This window comes from Herbaspirillum autotrophicum, from assembly GCF_001189915.1.
In the GTDB taxonomy this organism is placed as follows: Bacteria; Pseudomonadota; Gammaproteobacteria; order Burkholderiales; family Burkholderiaceae_D; genus Herbaspirillum; species Herbaspirillum autotrophicum.
In genome coordinates this window covers 36,689-56,008 of record NZ_LFLS01000016.1, presented here as the reverse complement: position 1 = coordinate 56,008, position 19,320 = coordinate 36,689, and the positions used below count along the sequence as shown (strand labels likewise).

The window sequence follows — 19,320 nt, the reverse complement described above, 5'->3', positions numbered from 1 at the left end:
CAGGACTGAACATGAACGCACCCGAAAAAAATATCACGGCCGCCGCCACCCCGGCGGATGCGCTGCGCTTTTTGTGCGCCGATGCCGTCGAACAAGCCCGCTCCGGTCATCCCGGCGCCCCGCTCGGCATGGCGGAAATGGCGGATGCCGTCTGGCGTCATCATTTGCGACACAATCCTGCTGACCCGGCATGGCCGGATCGCGACCGTTTCGTCCTCTCCAACGGTCATGCCTCGATGTTGCTGTATGCCTTGCTGCATCTGAGCGGCTATGCGCTGAGCATGGAGGACATCCGGCAATTCCGGCAATTGCACTCGCTCACCCCCGGCCATCCGGAACACGGTTTGACGCCCGGTGTGGAAACCACTACCGGCCCGCTGGGGCAAGGGCTGGCCAACGCAGTCGGCATGGCGCTCACCGAAAAAATGCTGGCGGCCAGTTTCAACCGGCCCGGACATCAGATCGTCGATCATTACACCTACGTCTTCGTGGGCGACGGTTGTCTGATGGAAGGCATCAGCCATGAAGTCTGTTCGCTGGCGGGCACGCTCGGTCTGAGCAAGTTGATTTGCCTCTATGACGATAACGGCATTTCGATTGATGGCGATGTCAAAGGCTGGTTTGGCGACGACACGCCGGGCCGCTTTGCGGCCTATGGCTGGCACGTGATCGCCGAGGTTGACGGCCACGACGTTGCCGCGCTGGATGCGGCCATCCGCCAGGCCAAGACGCAATCAACGCGACCGACCCTGATTTGCTGCCGGACCGTGATCGGCCAGGGAGCACCGACCAAGGCGGGCGGCCATGATGTGCATGGCGCCCCGCTCGGCGCGGCGGAAATTGCCGCCATGCGCCACAACAAGCAATGGCATGCAGCGCCGTTCGAGATGCCGGCCGCAGCGCGCGAGGCCTGGGATGCGCGCGCCGCCGGTGCCCGGCAACAGGCGCAGTGGCAGAGCCGCTTTGCAGCCTATGCTGCCGAATATCCGGCACTGGCGGCAGAGTTCAAGCGCCGCATCGCGGGCGTGTTGCCAGCGCAATTGCCGGTGCTCATGACGCAATTGCAAACTGAAGCCGGTGAGTTGCACAAGAAAATCGCCACCCGCAAGGCATCGCAACTGGTGCTGGAACAGATCACGGCGGTATTGCCGGAACTGTTTGGCGGTTCGGCTGACTTGTCCGGTTCCAACCTGACCAATGTCAAGGCCTCGGTCTGGGTCAACCAGCATGGCAGCGGCAATTACCTCAGTTACGGCGTGCGTGAATTCGGCATGGCCGCGATCATGAACGGAATCGCCTTGCATGGCGGGCTGTTGCCTTATGGCGGTACGTTCATGACGTTTTCGGACTATTCGCGCAATGCGATCCGCATGGCGGCGTTGATGAAGCAACGCGTGATCCATGTCTTGACGCACGATTCTATCGGCCTCGGTGAAGATGGTCCGACTCATCAGCCGGTCGAACATGCCGCCAGCCTGCGCCTGATTCCGAACAACCGTTTATGGCGTCCATGCGATGGCGTCGAAACTGCTGCCGCCTGGCATGCGGCACTGACCCGTGCCGATGGTCCGACCTGCCTGATTTTGTCGCGCCAGGCCCTGACGCCGTTTGCCCGCAGCGCGGCGCAACTGGCTGACATGGCGCGCGGCGGTTATGTACTGGTCGATGCTGCCGGGCCATTGCAGGCAGTGTTGATCGCCACTGGTTCCGAAGTTGAAATTGCCGCTGTTGCGGCGGCAGCATTGAATGCGGCCGGCATTGCAACGCGTGTGGTATCGATGCCGTGTGTCGAGCTGTTTCTTAAGCAAGACGAATCGTATCGTCATAAGGTATTGCCGCAGGGCGTATCGCGGCTCAGCATCGAAGCCGGCGTCACCTGGTTGTGGCGCGGCATGGTCGGTGAACACGGCGTGGCAATGGGCATCGACAGCTTTGGTGAATCGGCGCCGGCAGAACAGTTGTATGGCCACTTCAAGCTGACCGCCGACGAGGTGCAGGTGCAAGTGCGGGAAATGATTGCCGCCGGAGGCGCAGCATGAACGCCGCCATCCGCCAGCATGCCGTGTTGTTCGATCTCGACGGTACATTGATTGATACCGCGCCCGACATCGTGGCGGCGGCCAATCGCATGCTCGACGAGTTGCAGGCGCGACCGCTGCCGTTCGACAAGATTGCCGGTTTTATCGGTAACGGCGTGTCGACGCTGGTGCAACGGATACTCGATGCCAGTGCGCTGGAACCTGAACTGCACACTGTTGCGCTGGCATCGTTCAATCGTCATTACGCAGAGACCAATGGCCGTTTCGGCCGCCTGTTTCCGGGCGTGCAAGCTTGCCTTGCGGGTTTGCGTGCCGCCAATTACCGGCTGGCCTGTGTCACCAACAAGCCGCTGGCGTTCGCCCTGCCGCTGCTGCAGATGCATCACATCGATATCCACTTCGGCATCATCGTCGGCGGCGATTCGCTGGCGAGCATGAAGCCGGCGCCGGAACCGCTCTGGCACGCCTGTCATGTACTCGATGTTGCCCCGCGTCACGCCTGCATGGTCGGCGATTCCGGCGTCGATGTGGCGGCCGCGCAAGCGGCCGAAGTGCCGGTGCTGATCGTGCGTCATGGCGCGCCTGAACCTGTTGCCGCCTGGGGACCGGCGGTTAAAACCTTCACGCATTTTGATCAACTAGCGGGATTGCTGGCCGCGATCCCCGTTTATCCAGAAAGAGAACTCCAGTCATGACCATCAAAGTCGCCATCAACGGCTATGGCCGCATCGGCCGCAATATTCTGCGTGCGCATTACGAGAGCAACAAGCGCCACGATATCGACATCGTCGCTATCAACGATCTCGGCGATCCGCAAACCAATGCCCACCTCACCCGCTATGACACTGCGCATGGCCGTTTCCCCGGCGAGGTGCGGGTCGATGGCGGCGACATGATCATCAACGGTGATCGCGTGCGGGTACTGGCGATGCGGGATCCGGCGCAGTTGCCGTGGGCCGAACTCGGCATCGATGTGGTGCTGGAATGTACCGGTCTGTTTACCACCAAGGAAAAAGCCTCGGCCCATCTGCGCGGCGGTGCCAAGAAGGTGATCATTTCCGCGCCGGGCGGCAAGGATGTTGACGCCACCATTGTCTATGGCGTCAATCACAAGGTGCTCAAGGCCAGCGATACGGTGATCTCGAATGCCTCGTGCACTACCAATTGCCTGGCGCCGCTGATCTTGCCTTTGCACCGACAGATCGGTGTCGTCAGCGGCTTGATGACCACGATTCACGCCTACACCAACGATCAGGTGCTGACCGATGTCATGCACGAAGACCTGCGGCGCGCGCGTTCCGCCACGATGAACATGATCCCGACCAAAACCGGTGCTGCTGCCGCCGTCGGCCTGGTTTTGCCGGAACTCGATGGCAAACTCGATGGTTACGCCATGCGGGTGCCGGTGATCAATGTTTCGATGGTCGATCTGAGTTTTATCGCGGCGCGCCCCACCAGTGTTGACGAAATCAACGCCATCATGCGCGATGCCGCCGACGGTGCACTCAAGGGTATTCTGGGCTATACCGAAGAACCTTTGGTCAGCGCCGATTTCAACCATAACCCGGCGTCCGGCAGCTACGACGCCTCGCTCACCAAAGTGTCCGGCAATCTGGTCAAGGTCGGCAGCTGGTACGACAACGAATGGGGTTTTTCCAATCGCATGCTGGATACCACCGTCGCCCTGATGGCGGCAACATGAGCGATACCTCGTTCCGCAAGTTCAGCGATCTGGACCCGGCGCAACTGGCCGGCAAGCGTATCTTCATCCGCGCCGACTTCAATGTGCCGCTCGACGCCGATGGCGCCATCAGCGACGATAGCCGGTTGCGTGCCGCATTGCCGGGCTTGCGGCTGGCACTGAATGCCGGCGCCCGCGTGATGGTGACGTCACATCTGGGCCGTCCCGCCGAAGGGGCGCCGGCCGCACGTGATTCGCTGGCGCCGGTAGCAGTGCGTCTGCAGCAATTGCTGGGGCAACCGGTGCGCCTGATCGACAACTGGCTGGCTACCGATATCGCGGTTGAGGCCGGCGAGCTGGTGTTGCTGGAAAACTGCCGCGCCAATCGCGGCGAAAAAGTCAATGATCCGGCCTTGGCCAAACGCATGGCCGCCTTGTGCGACATTTATGTCAACGACGCCTTCGGTACCGCGCACAGAGCGGAAGCCAGCACCGAAGGGATGGCGCATCACGTCAAACTGGCCTGTGCCGGACCGCTGATGAGTGCCGAGCTGGACGCGTTGGGTGCGGCGCTGGCCGATGCCCGGCGGCCACTGGTAGCGATTGTGGCCGGTTCCAAGGTATCGACCAAACTGACCATTCTCAATGCGCTGGCCGACAAGGTGGATCAACTGATTGTCGGCGGCGGCATTGCCAATACCTTTTTGCTGGCGCAAGGCCATGCCATCGGCAAGTCGCTGGCTGAGCCGGGACTGGTCGACGAAGCCAGCCGCATCATCACCAAGATGCAGGCACGCGGAGCAGCGGTGCCGTTGCCGACCGATGTGGTGTGCGCCAAGCGCTTTGCTGCGGATGCCGAGGCGGTCGTGAAATCCTGCGAGGCCGTGGCCGGGGATGACCTGATTCTCGATATCGGTCCCGACAGTGCACTGCAATTGGCACGGCTGTTGCAAAGCGCCGGTACCATCATCTGGAACGGCCCGGTCGGCGTCTTTGAATTTGATGCCTTTTCCGGCGGCACCCGGGTGCTGGCGCGTGCCATTGCCGAATCGCCGGCGTGGTCGATTGCCGGTGGCGGCGACACGGTGGCTGCCATCAACACCTTCGGCATTGCCGATCAGGTGAACTACATCTCGACCGCCGGCGGCGCGTTTCTGGAATTCCTCGAAGGCAAGCCATTGCCGGCGGTAGAAGCCTTGCGTGCCCACGCGCGTCGCCACTGATATTTATCCAAAAATTACGAAAAGGAGATTTCATGTCACTCGTTTCATTGCGCCAGTTGCTCGATCACGCGGCCGACCGCCAATACGGTTTGCCGGCATTCAATATCAATAATCTGGAACAGATCCTCGCGATCATGCAAGCCGCCGACGCCTGCGACAGCCCGGTGATTTTGCAAGCCTCCGCCGGCGCGCGCAAATATGCCGGTGAGGCATTTTTGCGCAAGATGGTGGAAGCGGCAGTGGAAGCCTATCCGCATATTCCGGTGTGCATGCACCAGGATCATGGCGGCAGTCCGGCGGTATGCCAGGCATCGATACGCTCGGGTTTTTCCAGCGTGATGATGGATGGCTCGCTGATGGCGGACATGAAAACCCCTTCTTCCTACGATTACAACGTCGGCACTACCCGCACCGTGGTCGATATGGCGCATTGCATCGGTGTCTCGGTCGAAGGTGAACTCGGCTGTCTGGGTTCGCTGGAATCAGGGCAGGCCGGGGAAGAAGACGGCTCCGGCGCTGCCGGCACGCTGTCGCATGCACAAATGCTGACCGATCCTGATCAGGCCGCCGATTTCGTGCAACGCACCGGCGTCGATGCACTGGCGATTGCGATTGGCACCAGCCACGGCGCCTACAAGTTCAGCCGCAAACCGACCGGCGACATTCTGGCGATTGATCGCATCAAAGCGATTCATGCCAGGATTCCAAATACCCATCTGGTGATGCATGGTTCTTCATCGGTGCCGCAGGAGTGGCTGGAGATCATCCGCGAACATGGTGGTGACATCAAGGAAACCTATGGCGTGCCGGTGGAGGAAATCCTGGAAGGCATCAAGCATGGCGTGCGCAAGGTCAATATCGACACCGATATCCGGCTGGCAATGACCGGCGCGATGCGACGCGGCATGGCACAGCACCGTTCGGAATTCGATCCGCGCCGGTTCTTCAAGGATGCTACGGCCGCCGCCCGGGAAATTTGCGAAGCACGTTTTCAGGCCTTCGGTGCCGCCGGCCAGGCCAGCGCCATCAAGGTCATGCCGCTCGAAAAAATGGCGCAGCGGTATGCAACAGGCGAACTGGCGGCCACCATCCAGTAAGCAGCGTGGTAGCGGACTAAGGTGCGGCGAGCGGTAGTTCGATCACGAATTCGGCGCCGCCGTCAGGATGGTTGCGGGCATACAGCTTGCCGCCATGTTGTTCGATGATGCCGTAGCTGATCGACAAACCAAGTCCGGTGCCTTTGCCGACCGGCTTGGTGGTGAAGAACGGATCGAACACGTGCGACAGATGGCCCGGTGCGATGCCGGGGCCATTGTCATGCAGCGTCAGCACTATCGTGTCGCTGCGCATCTCGCTGGCGATCCGTAAGGTCGGCGCGGGATTGCCGGCGGCAGCGGCGTCGCAGGCGTTCTGAATCAGGTTCATGATCACTTGCAGCAGTTTGCCGGCATTGCCCATGACCGTCAGCGGCGCCCCCGCTTTCCAGTGCACGCTGAAGTTCGGCGTCGCGCCTTTGCCAACCCAGTGGATGGCGCGCTCGATGACGCCATTCAGATCGAGTGCAATGCTTTCGTCGCGATCAACTGCCGAAAAGCGCTTGAGGCCATCGACAATGCCGGTGGTCCGGTGCGCGCCTTCGAGCGTGCCGTCGATCAGCGACGGCAAATCCTTGAGAATGTGATCGATGCGCAATTCCTTGCGCAGCGCCGCCAGATCTTGCGACTCACCGCTGTGCAAAGCATTGAGATACTGCGCCATGCGTTCGCTGTAGCGCTTGAGCGCATGCACGTTGCCGAGCACGAAGCTGATCGGATTGTTCAATTCATGCGCGACCCCGGCTACCAGACGACCGAGCGAGGCCAGTTTTTCCGAATGCAACAATTGCTGCTGGGTGCGTTTCAGGGTTTCGTGGGTGTCGCTGAGTTCGCGATAGGCGCGTCGCAATTCGCCGAGCGGACGACCGACGAAGACATAACCGGCGGCGCGGCCATCGCCGTCGCTGCGTTGGGTGCAGTTGACATCGACCGGCACCACGCCGTGTTGCGGATGACGCAGATTCAATTCCAGCACGGTGCTGGCGCTGTGTGCCGCCGCTTGTTCGAACACTTGGCGCAACAGCCCGATGCTGGCGTCGTCGGCCAGCAAATCGAAAATCGACATGCCGCGCAAGGCATCTTCATCAAGGCCGCTCAGTTTGCGCAAGGCAGTATTGGTTTCTTCGATGATGCCGGCGCGGTCGCAGGCTACCAGCACATCCGACATGGCCGACAATACGCTGAAAATGAATTGCTGCGAATTTTCCAGTTCGCGATTCTTTTCTTCCAGCGCGATTTCATCGTTGACCAACTGTGAATACACCTCATCCATTTTCTGGATCACGTCCAGCCACACGGCCTCATCGACGCCGCCCATCGGCGGTGTTTCGGGCAGGCTCGGACGGCCCGTGGCGGGTGTCGAATGGCGCGGCATCAGTGCACCGTGCAAACCATGCAAGGATCGAACGAGCGCACGATATGCTGGACTGCCACCGGCGTGTCTTCACCGGCCGGGGCGGCAGCGCCGACCAAGGCACTTTCCAGTGCGCCCGGCACGCCGCCGGCATCGCGCGGCGAGAAATTCCATGAGGTCGGCGCCACGATCTGATAATTGGCCAGCTTGCCATTGCGGATCGTAACCCAGTGGCCGAGGCTGCCGCGAGCGGCTTCCGTCAGGCCGACGCCGACCGCATCATCGGGCAGCGTGGCCGGAACGAAACAGGGTTCGTCCGGGCGCAATGCCTTGAGCCAGTTTTCCATGGCCGGCACTACCAGCGCCAATTCCAGCAAACGTGCCAGCACCCGCGTATAGACCGTGCCGCCGCAACGTTGCACGGCATCGCGGATCAGCGGATGACCATCGACCACTTGCCGTGCCAGGGCTCCGGTTTCGAGCACCCGGCCAGCCAGTCGCGGTGCCTTGTTCCAGGTATAGGCGGCCGGTTTGTCGATATCCGGCAGCGTCATGCCGACCGCCGGATGGCGTGCACCGCCGGCGTCCGACAGCCAGGTGTGGGTGGCGTCTTCGGTAATCGTGGCCGGATCGAGCGTGTGAAGTGCGGCGCTGCCGGCAGCGCCGGTGGCATCCCACAGGCCGCGTGCAAACAAGGTATCGCCGTTGGCGCCGGGATAAGAACCGTTGGCCATGTACAAGCCGGGCCCGGGTCCCATGGCGTCCAGTCCGGTTTGCCACGCCAGTGTCAGGAACAAGCGCAAGTCACCGTCATCGCTGGCTGCCGCGGCGTGCCATGCCTGCAGTTCGGCCTCGCTGTCGATGGCGGCAATCGCTTCGAGCGGCGCCGCGAACAGGGTTTGTTCGAGAAAGGCGCGGAATTCACGAATGCGTCCCAGCAGGCGAATGCGTTCGGCGGCTTCAATCGCGCGCGATGAGCCGCCCGGCAACACCGATTGCGTATGCGGCCATTTGCCGCCCAGCGTGCCGAGCAGCGTAAACCAGCGTTGCCGCGCTGCCAGCGCCAGTCGCGCATGCTGGCCTTGCTGTGCCGCAAAGCGTTCTCGTACAACCGCATGCCAGGCATGCCCGGCGTAATGATCGCGGGCAAAATCGGGCATGAAAAACAAATAGAAATGGGTCAGATGGTCGGCCAGATTTTCCGTCGCCAGCATCAGGTTGGTCACCAGCAAGCCATTGTGCGGCGGTATCACGCCCATGGCATCGGCCAGCGCGCGCGACGCCGCCACCGACTGCGATACCGAACAAATGCCGCAAATGCGTGGTACATAGATCAGGGCGTCAAGGGCCGGCTTGTTCAGCAGAATCTGTTCGAAACCGCGATACATGGTCGAGTTGACCTGGGCGCTCTTGACCACGCCATCGGCGATATCGAGATGGACTTCCAGATCGCCTTCGACGCGATTGAAGGGACCGACGATCAGACGGGACATGGCAGTGTTGCTCCGGGGATATTCATTTGCCGCGCCGCTTGCGGATCATCGGTACCTGCACCAGATGATCGGCGGTGGCGTTGTCGCGCACCCGTTTCGGGGTTGCCGATTTGGATAAGGATGCCAGCGCCACGAACCAGGCTTTCGGCATATCGGTCGGCAAGCCGATCGGAATGCCGGCAATCTTGGGGGTTTGATGGAAGGAATGTCCCGGCTCTTCAAAACCGGGCTCGGTGCAACTGATGCAGGCATAGCCGCCACGGGTGCAGGAGCCGTCGCCATTCCATAGCCGGGTATTGCAATCGGCATGCACTTGCGTACCTTTGCAGCCCATGTGCTCCATCATGCAGCCAAGGTCGGAAGGCTTTTCCGCGCTGGCCTTGAATTCATAGAACTCATTGCGGGTGCAGCCGTGATGCACCAGATGATCGGCATAGGAACGCGGGCGGCCGAGGGCATCCATCTGGCCGGCGTCAAACAGGCCGGCGGCCAGCGCCATCAGGGTTTCCATGACCCAATTGGGATGGGTCGGGCAACCGGCGACGTTGATCACCGGCAAGCCGCTGCGGGCGCGATACGCGGCGCCGAGCAAACCGCCAATGCGTTCGCCTTCATATTGCAAACCGCAGGCATCGGTGGGATTGCTGCCGGCGGCGGTGATGCCGCCAAACGCGGCGCAGGTGCCGATTGCCACGGTGTATTCAGCCACTGCCGCCAGTTCCTGTACCCAGTGTGTCATCGGCTTGCCGCTGCCGGCCAGCATGTGGAAACGGCCGCTCCCGTGCGGGCCGCGCAGCATCGAACCTTCGACGCACAAGGCATGCAAGGGGATCTCGCCGGCGGCGCAGGCTTGCAGGATGCGCAAGGCTTCGCTGCCGGTTTCCAGGGAGAGTGACGGGTGCCACAGGAGATTGATGCCGGCATCGTTGAGGGTGCCGAAGAAATCGGGCGTATCGGCGCACAGCAGCGACATGGTGCAGCCGCCGCAGCCGCCCGATTGCAGCCACAATACGTTGAAGCCTTTAGCGGCATCGATGGCCATTATTTCTTCTCCAGTCCCAGACGTTGCATTTTGCTGCGCAAACCGACCCGCGACAAACCGAGCTCGCGCGCCACGTGCGTCTTGTTCCAGCGCAGTCGCAACAGCGTCTCTTTCAGGATTGCGGTTTCAATTGCTTCCAGCCGTTCCTGCAAGGTACCACTTTGCGGCAGACGCAGGCCACTACTGTCTTGCATATGTGCAGTGCTGCCGGATTGCCCTTGCAGGACCCGGCTCGAAAATGCCTGGGCGTCGAGCGGCCGTTGGTCGCCTGGGCCGAGCGCCAATGCGCGGTAGATTTCATTGCGCAGTTCACGGATATTGCCGGGCCACGGGTAGGTGATCAGGCTGGCCATGGCATCGGCGGCGAAGCCTTTGGCCGGTACTCCGAGTTCGCGGGTGGCATGCTCCAGAATCGCCTCGGCAATCGGCACGATGTCACCGGGACGTTCGCGCAACGGCGGCATGGTCAGGGTAATTCCGGCCAGCCGGTAATACAAGTCCTTGCGGAAGCGGCCTTCGCGCACTTCCTGTTCGAGGTCGCGATGGGTAGCGGCGATCACCCGCACATTGATCGGGATCGGCCGCGTAGCGCCGACCGGTCGCACTTCGCCTTCTTGCAAGACACGCAACAATTTGACCTGGAATGCCGGCGAGGTATCGCCGATTTCATCCAGAAATACGGTGCCGCCGTCGGCGCGCTGGAAAATCCCGACGTGGTCTTCATAGGCGCCGGTAAACGAGCCGCGCTTGTGGCCGAACAATTCCGATTCCAGCAGACTGTCGGAAATGGCGCCGCAGTTTTCCATCACGAATACGCGTTCGGCGCGGCCGCTGGCATAGTGCATGGCGCGCGCCAGCAATTCCTTGCCGCTGCCGGATTCACCCAGCACCAGCACCGACAAATCGTAGCGTGCGGCGCGTGCCGCCAGTTCGCAAATGCCGTCCATCGGGCTGTCGGCGGCGCGAATGATGCGGTCGAAATCGAAGGTGGCTTTGACGCGTTGCTGCTTGTCAGCCTTGCGCACCCGCAACACCGAAGTGCTGGTGCGCAACTCGACATCCAGCCGGTGCATGTCTTGTTGCAGACGACGCGCCTCGACCGCGCCGCGCACGCATGCCAGCAGATGATCAGGCATCCACGGTTTGAGCAGGTATTGATAGATGCCGGCGTTGTTGATGCCGGCGATGATGTCTTCCGAATCGGTATAGCCGGAGATGATGATGCGCACCACATCCGGCCAGCGCTCGCGCACTTCTTTCAGGAATTCGACGCCGGTGGTGCCGGGCATGCGCTGGTCGCACAGGATCACGGCCGGTTCGTGGCGCTCCATCAGCAGGCGCGCCTCATCGGCGGAACCGGCGGTCAGGATCTGGAAGTCTTCTTCCAGCGTGCGGCGAATCGCATCCTGTGAACCGGTCTCGTCGTCCACCACCAGCACTGCCGGCAAATCGCTGCTGTCAAAAGTGTCCATGAAGAAGGTCGGCTGTTCCTGATTTTTCTGAAAACATCGTTACCCAACGGGTGCGGGCGAATCGGTGCGTCATGATAACGCGGAGCACCTGCTGCCGTCTCGCCGCCATCAACAGATGCGCGGCAATTGTTCGCCCGACAACCAGTCCACGATGCGCCGGCCGCCGAAGCGGGTGCGCATTTGCACAAAGCCATGCGGATCTTCGGTGACGTTGCCGATCAGCGCGGTCCTGGCGCCGAGCGGATGAGCGCGCATCGCCGCCAGCAAGGCGGCGGCATCGGCTGGCGGGCAAATCGCCACCAGCTTGCCTTCGTTGGCGACATACAGCGGGTCCAGTCCGAGAAATTCGCAGGCCGCATCCACTTGCGGCGCTACCGGAATCGCAGCTTCGTCCAGCATCATGCCGACGCCCGATTGGCGGGCGATTTCATTGAGCGTGGTGGCCAGGCCGCCGCGGGTCGGATCACGCAGCACGCGCACGCGCGGCATGGCGGCCAGCATGTGATCTACCAGACCGTTGAGGGCGGCAGTGTCGGAACGGATTTCGGTATCGAACGACAGCGATTCGCGTTTCGACATGATCGCCACACCGTGATCGCCGATGGTGCCGGACACCAGAATCGCATCGCCGGGACGGGCTGCGGCACCATCGATCGTGATGCCGGGCGGCACCACGCCGACGCCGGTGGTGGTGATGAATACACCATCGCCTTTGCCGCGTTCCACTACCTTGGTATCGCCGGTGACAATCGCCACCCCTGCTTCCCGTGCTGCTGCGGCCATGGAATCAACGATGCGTTTCAGGTCAGCCAGCGGGAAACCTTCTTCCAGAATGAAACTGGCCGCAAGATACAAGGGTTTGGCGCCGGACATGGCAATATCGTTGACGGTGCCGTGCACCGACAGGCAGCCGATATTGCCGCCGGGGAAAAACAGCGGCGACACCACGTGGGCATCGGTCGCCATTACCATGCGCCCGGCCGGCGCGGCAAAGCCGGCCTGATCATTGCCCTGACGCAGCCATTCGTTATCGAAAGCGGTGACGAACAGTTCTTCAATCAATTGCGCCGAAGCACGACCGCCGGCACCGTGGCCCATATCGATGCGACCGTTCTTGAAATCCAGTGCGCGGATGTAATTCTTTTTGACGACGCCGCTCATGCTGCCACCACCGGTACATCTTTGAAGCGGCCATAGGAATAATGCGCAGCACAGGCGCCTTCGCTCGACACCATGCAAGAACCCATCGGATTCTCCGGAGTGCAGACGGTGCCGAAAATCTTGCAGTCGCTCGGCGTCTTGACGCCACGCAGAATGGCGCCGCAGTCGCAGGCCTTGTTATCCGCTACCGCGCGATAGGCCAGGTCATAACGGCGTTCGGCATCGAACGCGGCAAATGCCGGCCGGATTTTCAGCGCGCTCAACGGCACTTCACCGAGACCGCGCCATTCAAAGCTGTCACGCACTTCCAGTACTTCATCCATCATCGCCTGTGCGGTCAGATTGCCATGCGCACTGACGGCGCGCGTGAATTCATTTTCGACTTCGGTACGGCCTTCATTGACCTGACGCACCAGCATCAGGATCGCCTGCATCACGTCAAGCGGTTCGAAGCCGGCGATCACCACCGGTTTGCGGTATTGCTCGGCAAACTGCACATACGGATCGGAGCCGATCACGATGCTGACGTGGGCCGGACCGATGAAGCCGTCAATCGGCACCGTGCCGTACTGACGCACTTCGGGTGATTCCAGAATATGGGTGATGGCGGACGGCGTCAGGACGTGACAGCACAACACGCTGAAGTTGCTCAACTGACGCGCCGCTGCTTCGCGGATCGCCAGCGCCGTCGGCGGCGTGGTGGTTTCAAAGCCGATGGCGAAGAACACCACTTCCCGTTCCGGATTGTCATGCGCGATGCGCAAGGCGTCGCTGGCCGAATACACCATGCGGATATCGGCGCCGCGCGCCTTGGCCCTGATCATCGACATGCCGCCCGAGGCCGGTACCCGCATGGTGTCGCCGTAGGTGCAAATGATGACATTGCGTTCCAGCGCCAGATGCAGCGCCAGATCGATACGGCCGATGGGCAGCACGCAGACCGGACAGCCGGGACCGTGAATCATGCGCACGTTGGCCGGTAACAATTCACTGACGCCGTAGCGCGAAATTGCATGGGTGTGGCCGCCGCAAAATTCCATGAAACTGTAGCGCTGCGCCGGCAATACTTCGGCGGCAATGCGGTCGGCGATTTTGCGGGCGATATCGCCATCGCGGAATTCGTCGATGTATTTCATGATGCCAGCCCTCCGGCGTTGGGCAGATTGCCGGCGGCGAGCAAGGCCAGGTTTTCGGTTACTGCCAGCTCGCCGAACATGGCCAGCGTGCGCCGGGCTTCTTCCGGATCCAGTTTGCCAATCGCGTAACCGACGTGCAGGATGACGTAATCACCGACCGCCACCGCATCGAGCAAGGCAGTCGAGATCTGTTTGCGGACGCCGCCAAGATCGATGATGGCTTGTTGTTCTGGCAGTATTTCCACTATCTCTACCGGGATGGCTAGACACATGATGTGACCTCGCTTTCGTTGTAATGGAGCGCCATCAGTTGTTCGCGTGCGACCCAGGCCTGACCGAGTGCCAGACCGGCATCGCCGCAAGAAACGCTGCGCGGCAGCAGCACGCGCAAGCCGCGTTGTTGCAGTTGTGCAATCAAGCGGCTGCTGACAATCTGATTGAAAAAGCAGCCGCCGCCGAGGGCGACGGTGCGGGTATCGTTGCGAATCGCTGCCGCCGCAGTCCATTGCGTCAGGGCGTCGACCAGTTCCAGATGAAACAGTGCGGCGCCTTGCGCCACGGCATGCGGATCGCCGTCGCGGCTACGATCAGCCAGTGCCAGCAACAGTGTCAGCAAGGGGCGCAAATCGAGCGTACCGTCGGCACCGATGTCAAATGCATTGCGTGCCGGCGGTGCCGCATGCTGATGCAGCCAGGTTTGCGCCAGTCGCTCAAGGGCAATTGCCGCTTCCGCTTCGACACTTTGCCGCACGCTGATGCCGAGTACGCCGGCGGCGGCATCGAACCAGCGGCCAGCGCCAGTGGTGGACGGGCAATTGAGATTGCGTTCCAGCATGACTTGTACGGTTTGGGCTGCCGCCGCGCCGGCACTGGCGGCAAAGCGTGGCGCAATTTCAGCCTGACGTCCAAGCGCATGCAAGACCGCTGCGGCCATGCGCCATGGCTCGCGCGCTGCGGTGTCGCCGCCGGCCAGGGCCAAGGGTTGCAGATGACCGAGACGCTGCCAGTCGGCACCGTCCAGCCACAACAGTTCGCCGCCCCAGGCCGCGCCATCCAGACCCAGACCGACGCCGTCGAGCGCCAGCCCCACTACCGGTCCGGCCACGCCGAATTCGGCCATGACCGCACCGATATGCGCATGGTGATGCTGTACGGCGATGGCGGGAACATCCAGTTGCGCGGCCACCGTCTGCGCCAGCCGGGTACTGAAAAAATCCGGATGCAAGTCATGCGCGATGGCGCTGATCTCGGGTCCATATCGTGTGATCAACTGATTGACTGAGGCTTCCAGCGCCAGGCAGTTATCGGCCTCGCCGAGGTCGCCATGTACCTGACTCCAGATGACCTGATCGCCGCGCAACAGGCAGGCGCGGTTCTTGAGCCAGGCGCCGCAAGCCAGTACCGTCGGTCGCACCAACGATGTCGCCGGCGCATCGCCAGCCGCCGCCGGCAGTTGTTGCGAGGTCATGCCGGCCCCGCTCCGGCTTGCGTCTTGAGCGCCTGCAATTCCGCTTCCAGCGCTGCAATGCGGGCGTCCAGCGGTTTCGGTTGCGGGGCCACCGGAGCGACCCGGAAGCGGCGCCGGGCGCTGGCGATCCAGTCCAGCCAGGCTTCCATGCCGGCCCCGCTGGTGGCGGACAGTTGCAGCACTTCAATGCGCGGGTTGACGCGACGCGCAAAGGCGATACAGCGTTCGACATCGAATTGCAGATACGGCAGCAAGTCGGTCTTGTTGAGAATCATCAGGTCGGCGGCGGCAAACATGTCCGGATATTTGAGTGGCTTGTCTTCGCCTTCCGTCACCGACAGGATCGCCACCTTGGCCGCTTCGCCCAGATCCCACATGGCCGGACACACCAGGTTGCCGACGTTTTCGATGAACAGTACGCCGCCGTCGTTTTCGCCGTGGGCATCGGCATGACTGTGCAACGGCAGGCGCGAGAAGGCATCGCCCACCATTTGCGCGTCCAGATGGCAACCCTTGCCGGTATTGACCTGAATTGCCGGTGCGCCGCTGGCGCGAATGCGGTCGGCATCATTGCTGGTTTGCTGATCGCCTTCGATCACCGCCACCGGCATGCCATCGGCGCGCGCGCGCAAGGCGGCGATGGTGGCGCATAACAAGGTGGTCTTGCCGGAGCCGGGACTCGATACCAGATTGAGCGCGAGAATGCCGTGACCTGAAAAGTGCCCCCGGTTATGCGCAGCCAGCCGTTTGTTTTCGCCGAGGACATCCTGTTCGAGACGGATCGCGCGGGCCTGAGTCATGCCGGGTACCGACACCTTGGCCTGACCGGCACCGTAGTGCAGATCGCCGGTGGCCGGATCAACGGTGACATGGGTGTGTTCATGGCCGTGGGGATGAGCATGTTCGTGAGCATGCGGATGCGCGTGCCCTTGCAGATGAGAATGCGGATGCACGCGGGTATAGGCGAAACCGCTGTCGTTCGGGGCCGCTTGCTTGGTATCGGCACAGCCGCAGACTACACACATGTTGTTCTCCTGAAATTACTGTTGTCTGGTTTAGTCATCTTCCACCACCATATCGATGACTTTCAGTTCGGTGCCGCCGGTGGCTTGTATCTGATAGGCACCGCAATGCGGGCAGGCAATGCCGTGTTCCGGCATCTCGACCGTGACGCTGCAGCGCATGCACCAGCCTTGTCCCGGCGGCGTGTCGATCTCGATGCGGGCGTGTTGCAGGCAGGTATCGGGCGTCATCGCTTCCAGTGCGAAGCGCAGCGCGCGGACTTCGACGCCGGACAAGGCGCCGGCTTCCAGCCGCAGCAGGCTGATGCGGCTGAAGCGCTCGCGCCGCGCCGCATCTTCCACGATTTTCAGGATCCCGCCTGCCAGACTGACTTCATGCATGTTCAAACTCGATTCGATAATCCACACAAGGATCAAACGCCGCCGCCAGAATCGCGACCTGACGTCCGATATGCTGGCGGCTGACGGTGCTGCGCGGTGCCGGCATGTCCGCCAGCGCGCGGGCCACGATGCCGCGCGGATGAAAATTCCATTCGGTCGGGGCCACGATCCGGTAATCGGCAACTTGCGCCATATCACTGTCGGCTGCCGGTGCCAGCCGTACCAGATGAATCAGCAAGCCACGCGCCATTTCACTCCAGGCCAGCGCCCGCCCCGGCCCTAACGTCATGGCGCCGATTGCCAGCGGTGGCGTGGCGCCCGGCGTCGCAGCCGGCACACTCAGGCGCACCAGCTCGGCAATCCGTGCTCCCAGCCGCAACCACGCATTGGCGACCGGACCGGCCTCGTCGTGCTGCGCCGCTAATCGGGTCCAGACGCCAGTTTCGCACATCATGCCGGCTTGCGACGGCAGACTGCCAAACTCTTCGTCAGCGGCCATGGCGTTTGCCAATGTGCGCAGGCAATCAGGCTGGCGATGCGGCAGCAGTGTCGGTCCGGCAGCCTGCAATGCGCAGGCATCGGCATCCACCGCCGCCAGCAGGCTGGCCGGCATGGTGTTGGCGCGTGTCGTCCATTGCCGCATGCAGTGTTCCGGATCGGCATCCCATTGCGCCAGCCACGGCGCAGCAGCCTCACCGAGCAGATGGGTTTCGAGCCAGCCTTGCAACGCCGGCGGTATTTTATCGGCGCCGACGCCATAGCGAAACAGCGGGCATTCACTCAATACGGCGGCGAGATTGGCCGGTACCTGGCCGGTGATCAGGCGCGGCCAGTCCATCCAGATGCGGCGCACGTGTTCGCGTGCGGTTTCGACGATGAAGCCGTTCAGCTCATGCGCGGTCGGCCGGGTGCGCAAGCCGTGGGCGGCATCGATGGCGAGCCGCGCCGTCAAGCCATGCGCGCGTCCGCACAGCGCATACAGGCGCGATAATTGTTGCGGCGCATCGGCGGCTGGCCGGCCGCGCAGCAGCCGTTGTGCCAGTGCCGTGCGATTGCTGGCGATGGTCGGCAAAGCCCGACCGGGACGAAATACCAGTTGGCCGCCGAGGGCAGTGCCGGCATGACTCATACGGTCTCCCGCGGCCGACCGAACAGGAAGGCCCGCCGCCCATGCAGCGGTGCCGCTGGCTTTGGCTTGGGCGCGGTGCGCAACAATTTCAGCGCTTGCTGCGCGGTCTCGCGCGCGGCCGCCTGATCGGCAAATTCGAACATCGGTGAAAACAAGGAACACATTTCATACGCGCCGAAGCCGGGTTCATGGGCGCCGATGAATTCGAAATCGGTAACGCCCAGCCGTCGCACCACGGTTTGTCCGACCGGCAACGGTGCTTGTTCCTGCAATGGCAGCCACACCAGATTCATGAACCATGGCGTGAGCAGGATGCCGAGTGCGGCACTCTCATCAGCGTCGGCCACGATGTCAAACGCCACGGCTTCCACGCTCAATCCCGGATGCAGCACCGGCACGCCTTGCATGCGGGTGGCGCCGACCACACGAAAGGCGGCGACCAGCGAGGCGGTTTTCTGGTTCAGCGTGGCAACCGGCAATGGCAGAGCAGCAGACATTATTCTTCCACCGGCAAGATCATGAATTGCTCGGCGGCGCCATCGCAGTCGGGGCAGCGCCAGTGCGACGGCAGTTCGGCAAACGGCGTGCCGGGCGCAATCTGCCAGACCGGATCGCCCAGTGCGGGGTCATAGACCCACCAGCAGATTTTGCATTCCAGCCGCGTGGCGGGTGCCAGTTTGCTGATGTCGCCCAGATAGCTGCCTTCGAAATGGGCACTCATGCGCCCTCCACCCATTCCAGTACTTCCCGCAAACGCTCGCAGGAATCGGCCAGATCCTCACGGGCGGCACAGGCCACTTCGGGAATGTCGGTGATTTCGACCGTGTTCAGCAAGATGGTGTCGGACGAGTTGTAATACACCACGCGCCAGCAATTGGGCACCAGCGTACTCAGGATGCGGCAGTTGCCATAGCCGCGCGACAACATCAGCACCGCTCCGCCGGCCAGCCGTTGTTCCAGAAAGGCGACGTCTTCGACCGACAAGGGCAACAGTGTCAGATTCACCACATGGGCCGGCATGCCGGGTTTCCATTTGCCGATCTGTTCGTTGAGTTCGGCGATGATCGAGGGCGCATTCATGACGCCATCGGGCAGCGTTGCCGGCACCATGATCGGCGCCCCCGGCTTCATGCTGGCGCCATCGCGGGCGGCACTGATCAGCACCGGCGGCACCGGGCCGATATCGACGCGGTCGGACACGATCTGTTCGCCATCGCTGACCACGGTGCGCCAGACGCCGGCAAAAATCGCTTCCTGAATCCGGATCGAATAAATCCCTTCGGCGCGGGCGCTGACTTCGCCCTCGCCCAGCACCTGATTGACCAGTTGCAGATTGGCGCTGTCCAGTTGCGATAAATCGACAGCCGCTGCGCTGGCGCCGGTGGCGGCGATGGTCAGTGCATCCAGTATTGCGTGCAGCGCCAGATGGGCCTGCTTGAGCGAGGCCACTTCTTCCGGTTCGGGCAGGATCGGCGAGGCGTAAGTTTGCATGCCTTGTGGCATGACCATGTAATCCAGTTCAAGTTCTTCGGTCTGGCTGCCGGGACCGATGCTGACGACCGGGATCGGAAAGGCGTTCATCCGTGTTTCTCCTCAGAATAAAGCGATGTTGCCGGGTAAGGCAC

Annotated in this window: 19 protein-coding genes; 5 read left to right on the top strand and 14 right to left on the bottom strand. The window is 62.1% G+C overall.

The window, feature by feature from the left end:
• Positions 1–11 precede the first annotated feature (11 nt).
• The 5 genes from tkt to fba are packed head-to-tail and all read left to right on the top strand — an operon-like array spanning position 12 to position 6,040.
• Positions 12–2,039 carry a transketolase gene (gene tkt / locus AKL27_RS13910; protein ID WP_050463436.1) on the top strand — a complete coding sequence of 676 codons (2,028 nt, stop codon included), beginning with the start codon at positions 12–14 and terminating at the stop codon, positions 2,037–2,039.
• Complete coding sequence (gene gph, locus AKL27_RS13905) at positions 2,036–2,734, top strand: phosphoglycolate phosphatase (protein ID WP_050463435.1); 699 nt, start codon at positions 2,036–2,038, stop codon at positions 2,732–2,734. Before tkt ends, gph begins: the two co-directional genes overlap by 4 nt.
• Positions 2,731–3,741: a type I glyceraldehyde-3-phosphate dehydrogenase gene (gene gap, locus AKL27_RS13900; RefSeq protein ID WP_050463434.1), complete on the top strand. Its 1,011-nt coding sequence runs from the start codon at positions 2,731–2,733 to the stop codon at positions 3,739–3,741. The genes gph and gap overlap by 4 nt, the downstream gene beginning before the upstream one ends.
• Positions 3,738–4,943, top strand: a complete 1,206-nt coding sequence (locus tag AKL27_RS13895) for a phosphoglycerate kinase (RefSeq protein ID WP_050463433.1) — start codon at positions 3,738–3,740, stop codon at positions 4,941–4,943. Before gap ends, AKL27_RS13895 begins: the two co-directional genes overlap by 4 nt.
• A gap of 32 nt (positions 4,944–4,975) precedes the next feature.
• Positions 4,976–6,040, top strand: a complete 1,065-nt coding sequence (gene fba, locus AKL27_RS13890) for a class II fructose-bisphosphate aldolase (protein WP_050463432.1) — start codon at positions 4,976–4,978, stop codon at positions 6,038–6,040.
• A gap of 16 nt (positions 6,041–6,056) precedes the next feature.
• Here the strand turns inward: fba and AKL27_RS13885 are convergent, their stop codons facing one another.
• The 14 genes from AKL27_RS13885 to AKL27_RS13820 form a co-directional block, all read right to left on the bottom strand.
• On the bottom strand, positions 6,057–7,412 hold the full coding sequence (locus AKL27_RS13885) for a sensor histidine kinase (protein ID WP_083439049.1): 1,356 nt from the start codon (positions 7,410–7,412) through the stop codon (positions 6,057–6,059).
• On the bottom strand, positions 7,412–8,884 hold the full coding sequence (locus tag AKL27_RS13880; RefSeq protein ID WP_050463431.1) for a nickel-dependent hydrogenase large subunit: 1,473 nt from the start codon (positions 8,882–8,884) through the stop codon (positions 7,412–7,414). Before AKL27_RS13880 ends, AKL27_RS13885 begins: the two co-directional genes overlap by 1 nt.
• A 22-nt stretch (positions 8,885–8,906) precedes the next feature.
• The gene (locus tag AKL27_RS13875) at positions 8,907–9,926 is read right to left on the bottom strand and encodes an NADH-quinone oxidoreductase subunit B family protein (protein WP_050463430.1); all 1,020 of its coding nucleotides are present in this window, start codon (positions 9,924–9,926) and stop codon (positions 8,907–8,909) included.
• A complete protein-coding gene (locus AKL27_RS13870) occupies positions 9,926–11,398 on the bottom strand; it encodes a sigma-54-dependent transcriptional regulator (RefSeq protein ID WP_050463429.1) in 1,473 nt (490 codons plus the stop codon). Before AKL27_RS13870 ends, AKL27_RS13875 begins: the two co-directional genes overlap by 1 nt.
• Before the next feature lie 108 nt (positions 11,399–11,506).
• Positions 11,507–12,559: a hydrogenase expression/formation protein HypE gene (gene hypE, locus AKL27_RS13865; protein ID WP_050463428.1), complete on the bottom strand. Its 1,053-nt coding sequence runs from the start codon at positions 12,557–12,559 to the stop codon at positions 11,507–11,509.
• Positions 12,556–13,695 carry a hydrogenase formation protein HypD gene (hypD, locus tag AKL27_RS13860; protein ID WP_050463427.1) on the bottom strand — a complete coding sequence of 380 codons (1,140 nt, stop codon included), beginning with the start codon at positions 13,693–13,695 and terminating at the stop codon, positions 12,556–12,558. Before hypD ends, hypE begins: the two co-directional genes overlap by 4 nt.
• Positions 13,692–13,967 (bottom strand): HypC/HybG/HupF family hydrogenase formation chaperone, encoded by a 276-nt coding sequence (locus tag AKL27_RS13855; RefSeq protein ID WP_050463426.1) that lies wholly within the window; start codon positions 13,965–13,967, stop codon positions 13,692–13,694. Before AKL27_RS13855 ends, hypD begins: the two co-directional genes overlap by 4 nt.
• Positions 13,958–15,163: a Kae1-like domain-containing protein gene (locus AKL27_RS13850; protein WP_050463425.1), complete on the bottom strand. Its 1,206-nt coding sequence runs from the start codon at positions 15,161–15,163 to the stop codon at positions 13,958–13,960. Before AKL27_RS13850 ends, AKL27_RS13855 begins: the two co-directional genes overlap by 10 nt.
• The gene (gene hypB / locus AKL27_RS13845; RefSeq protein WP_083439042.1) at positions 15,160–16,188 is read right to left on the bottom strand and encodes a hydrogenase nickel incorporation protein HypB; all 1,029 of its coding nucleotides are present in this window, start codon (positions 16,186–16,188) and stop codon (positions 15,160–15,162) included. Before hypB ends, AKL27_RS13850 begins: the two co-directional genes overlap by 4 nt.
• Positions 16,189–16,218: 30 nt before the next feature.
• On the bottom strand, positions 16,219–16,566 hold the full coding sequence (locus tag AKL27_RS13840) for a hydrogenase maturation nickel metallochaperone HypA/HybF (RefSeq protein ID WP_050463424.1): 348 nt from the start codon (positions 16,564–16,566) through the stop codon (positions 16,219–16,221).
• A complete protein-coding gene (locus AKL27_RS13835) occupies positions 16,559–17,695 on the bottom strand; it encodes a hypothetical protein (RefSeq protein WP_050463423.1) in 1,137 nt (378 codons plus the stop codon). Before AKL27_RS13835 ends, AKL27_RS13840 begins: the two co-directional genes overlap by 8 nt.
• Positions 17,692–18,192: a [NiFe]-hydrogenase assembly chaperone HybE gene (hybE, locus tag AKL27_RS13830; protein ID WP_050463422.1), complete on the bottom strand. Its 501-nt coding sequence runs from the start codon at positions 18,190–18,192 to the stop codon at positions 17,692–17,694. Before hybE ends, AKL27_RS13835 begins: the two co-directional genes overlap by 4 nt.
• Positions 18,192–18,416 carry a rubredoxin gene (locus AKL27_RS13825; RefSeq protein WP_050463421.1) on the bottom strand — a complete coding sequence of 75 codons (225 nt, stop codon included), beginning with the start codon at positions 18,414–18,416 and terminating at the stop codon, positions 18,192–18,194. The genes hybE and AKL27_RS13825 overlap by 1 nt, the downstream gene beginning before the upstream one ends.
• Positions 18,413–19,276: a hydrogenase expression/formation protein gene (locus tag AKL27_RS13820; protein ID WP_050463420.1), complete on the bottom strand. Its 864-nt coding sequence runs from the start codon at positions 19,274–19,276 to the stop codon at positions 18,413–18,415. Before AKL27_RS13820 ends, AKL27_RS13825 begins: the two co-directional genes overlap by 4 nt.
• Between the last annotated feature and the right edge of the window lie 44 nt (positions 19,277–19,320).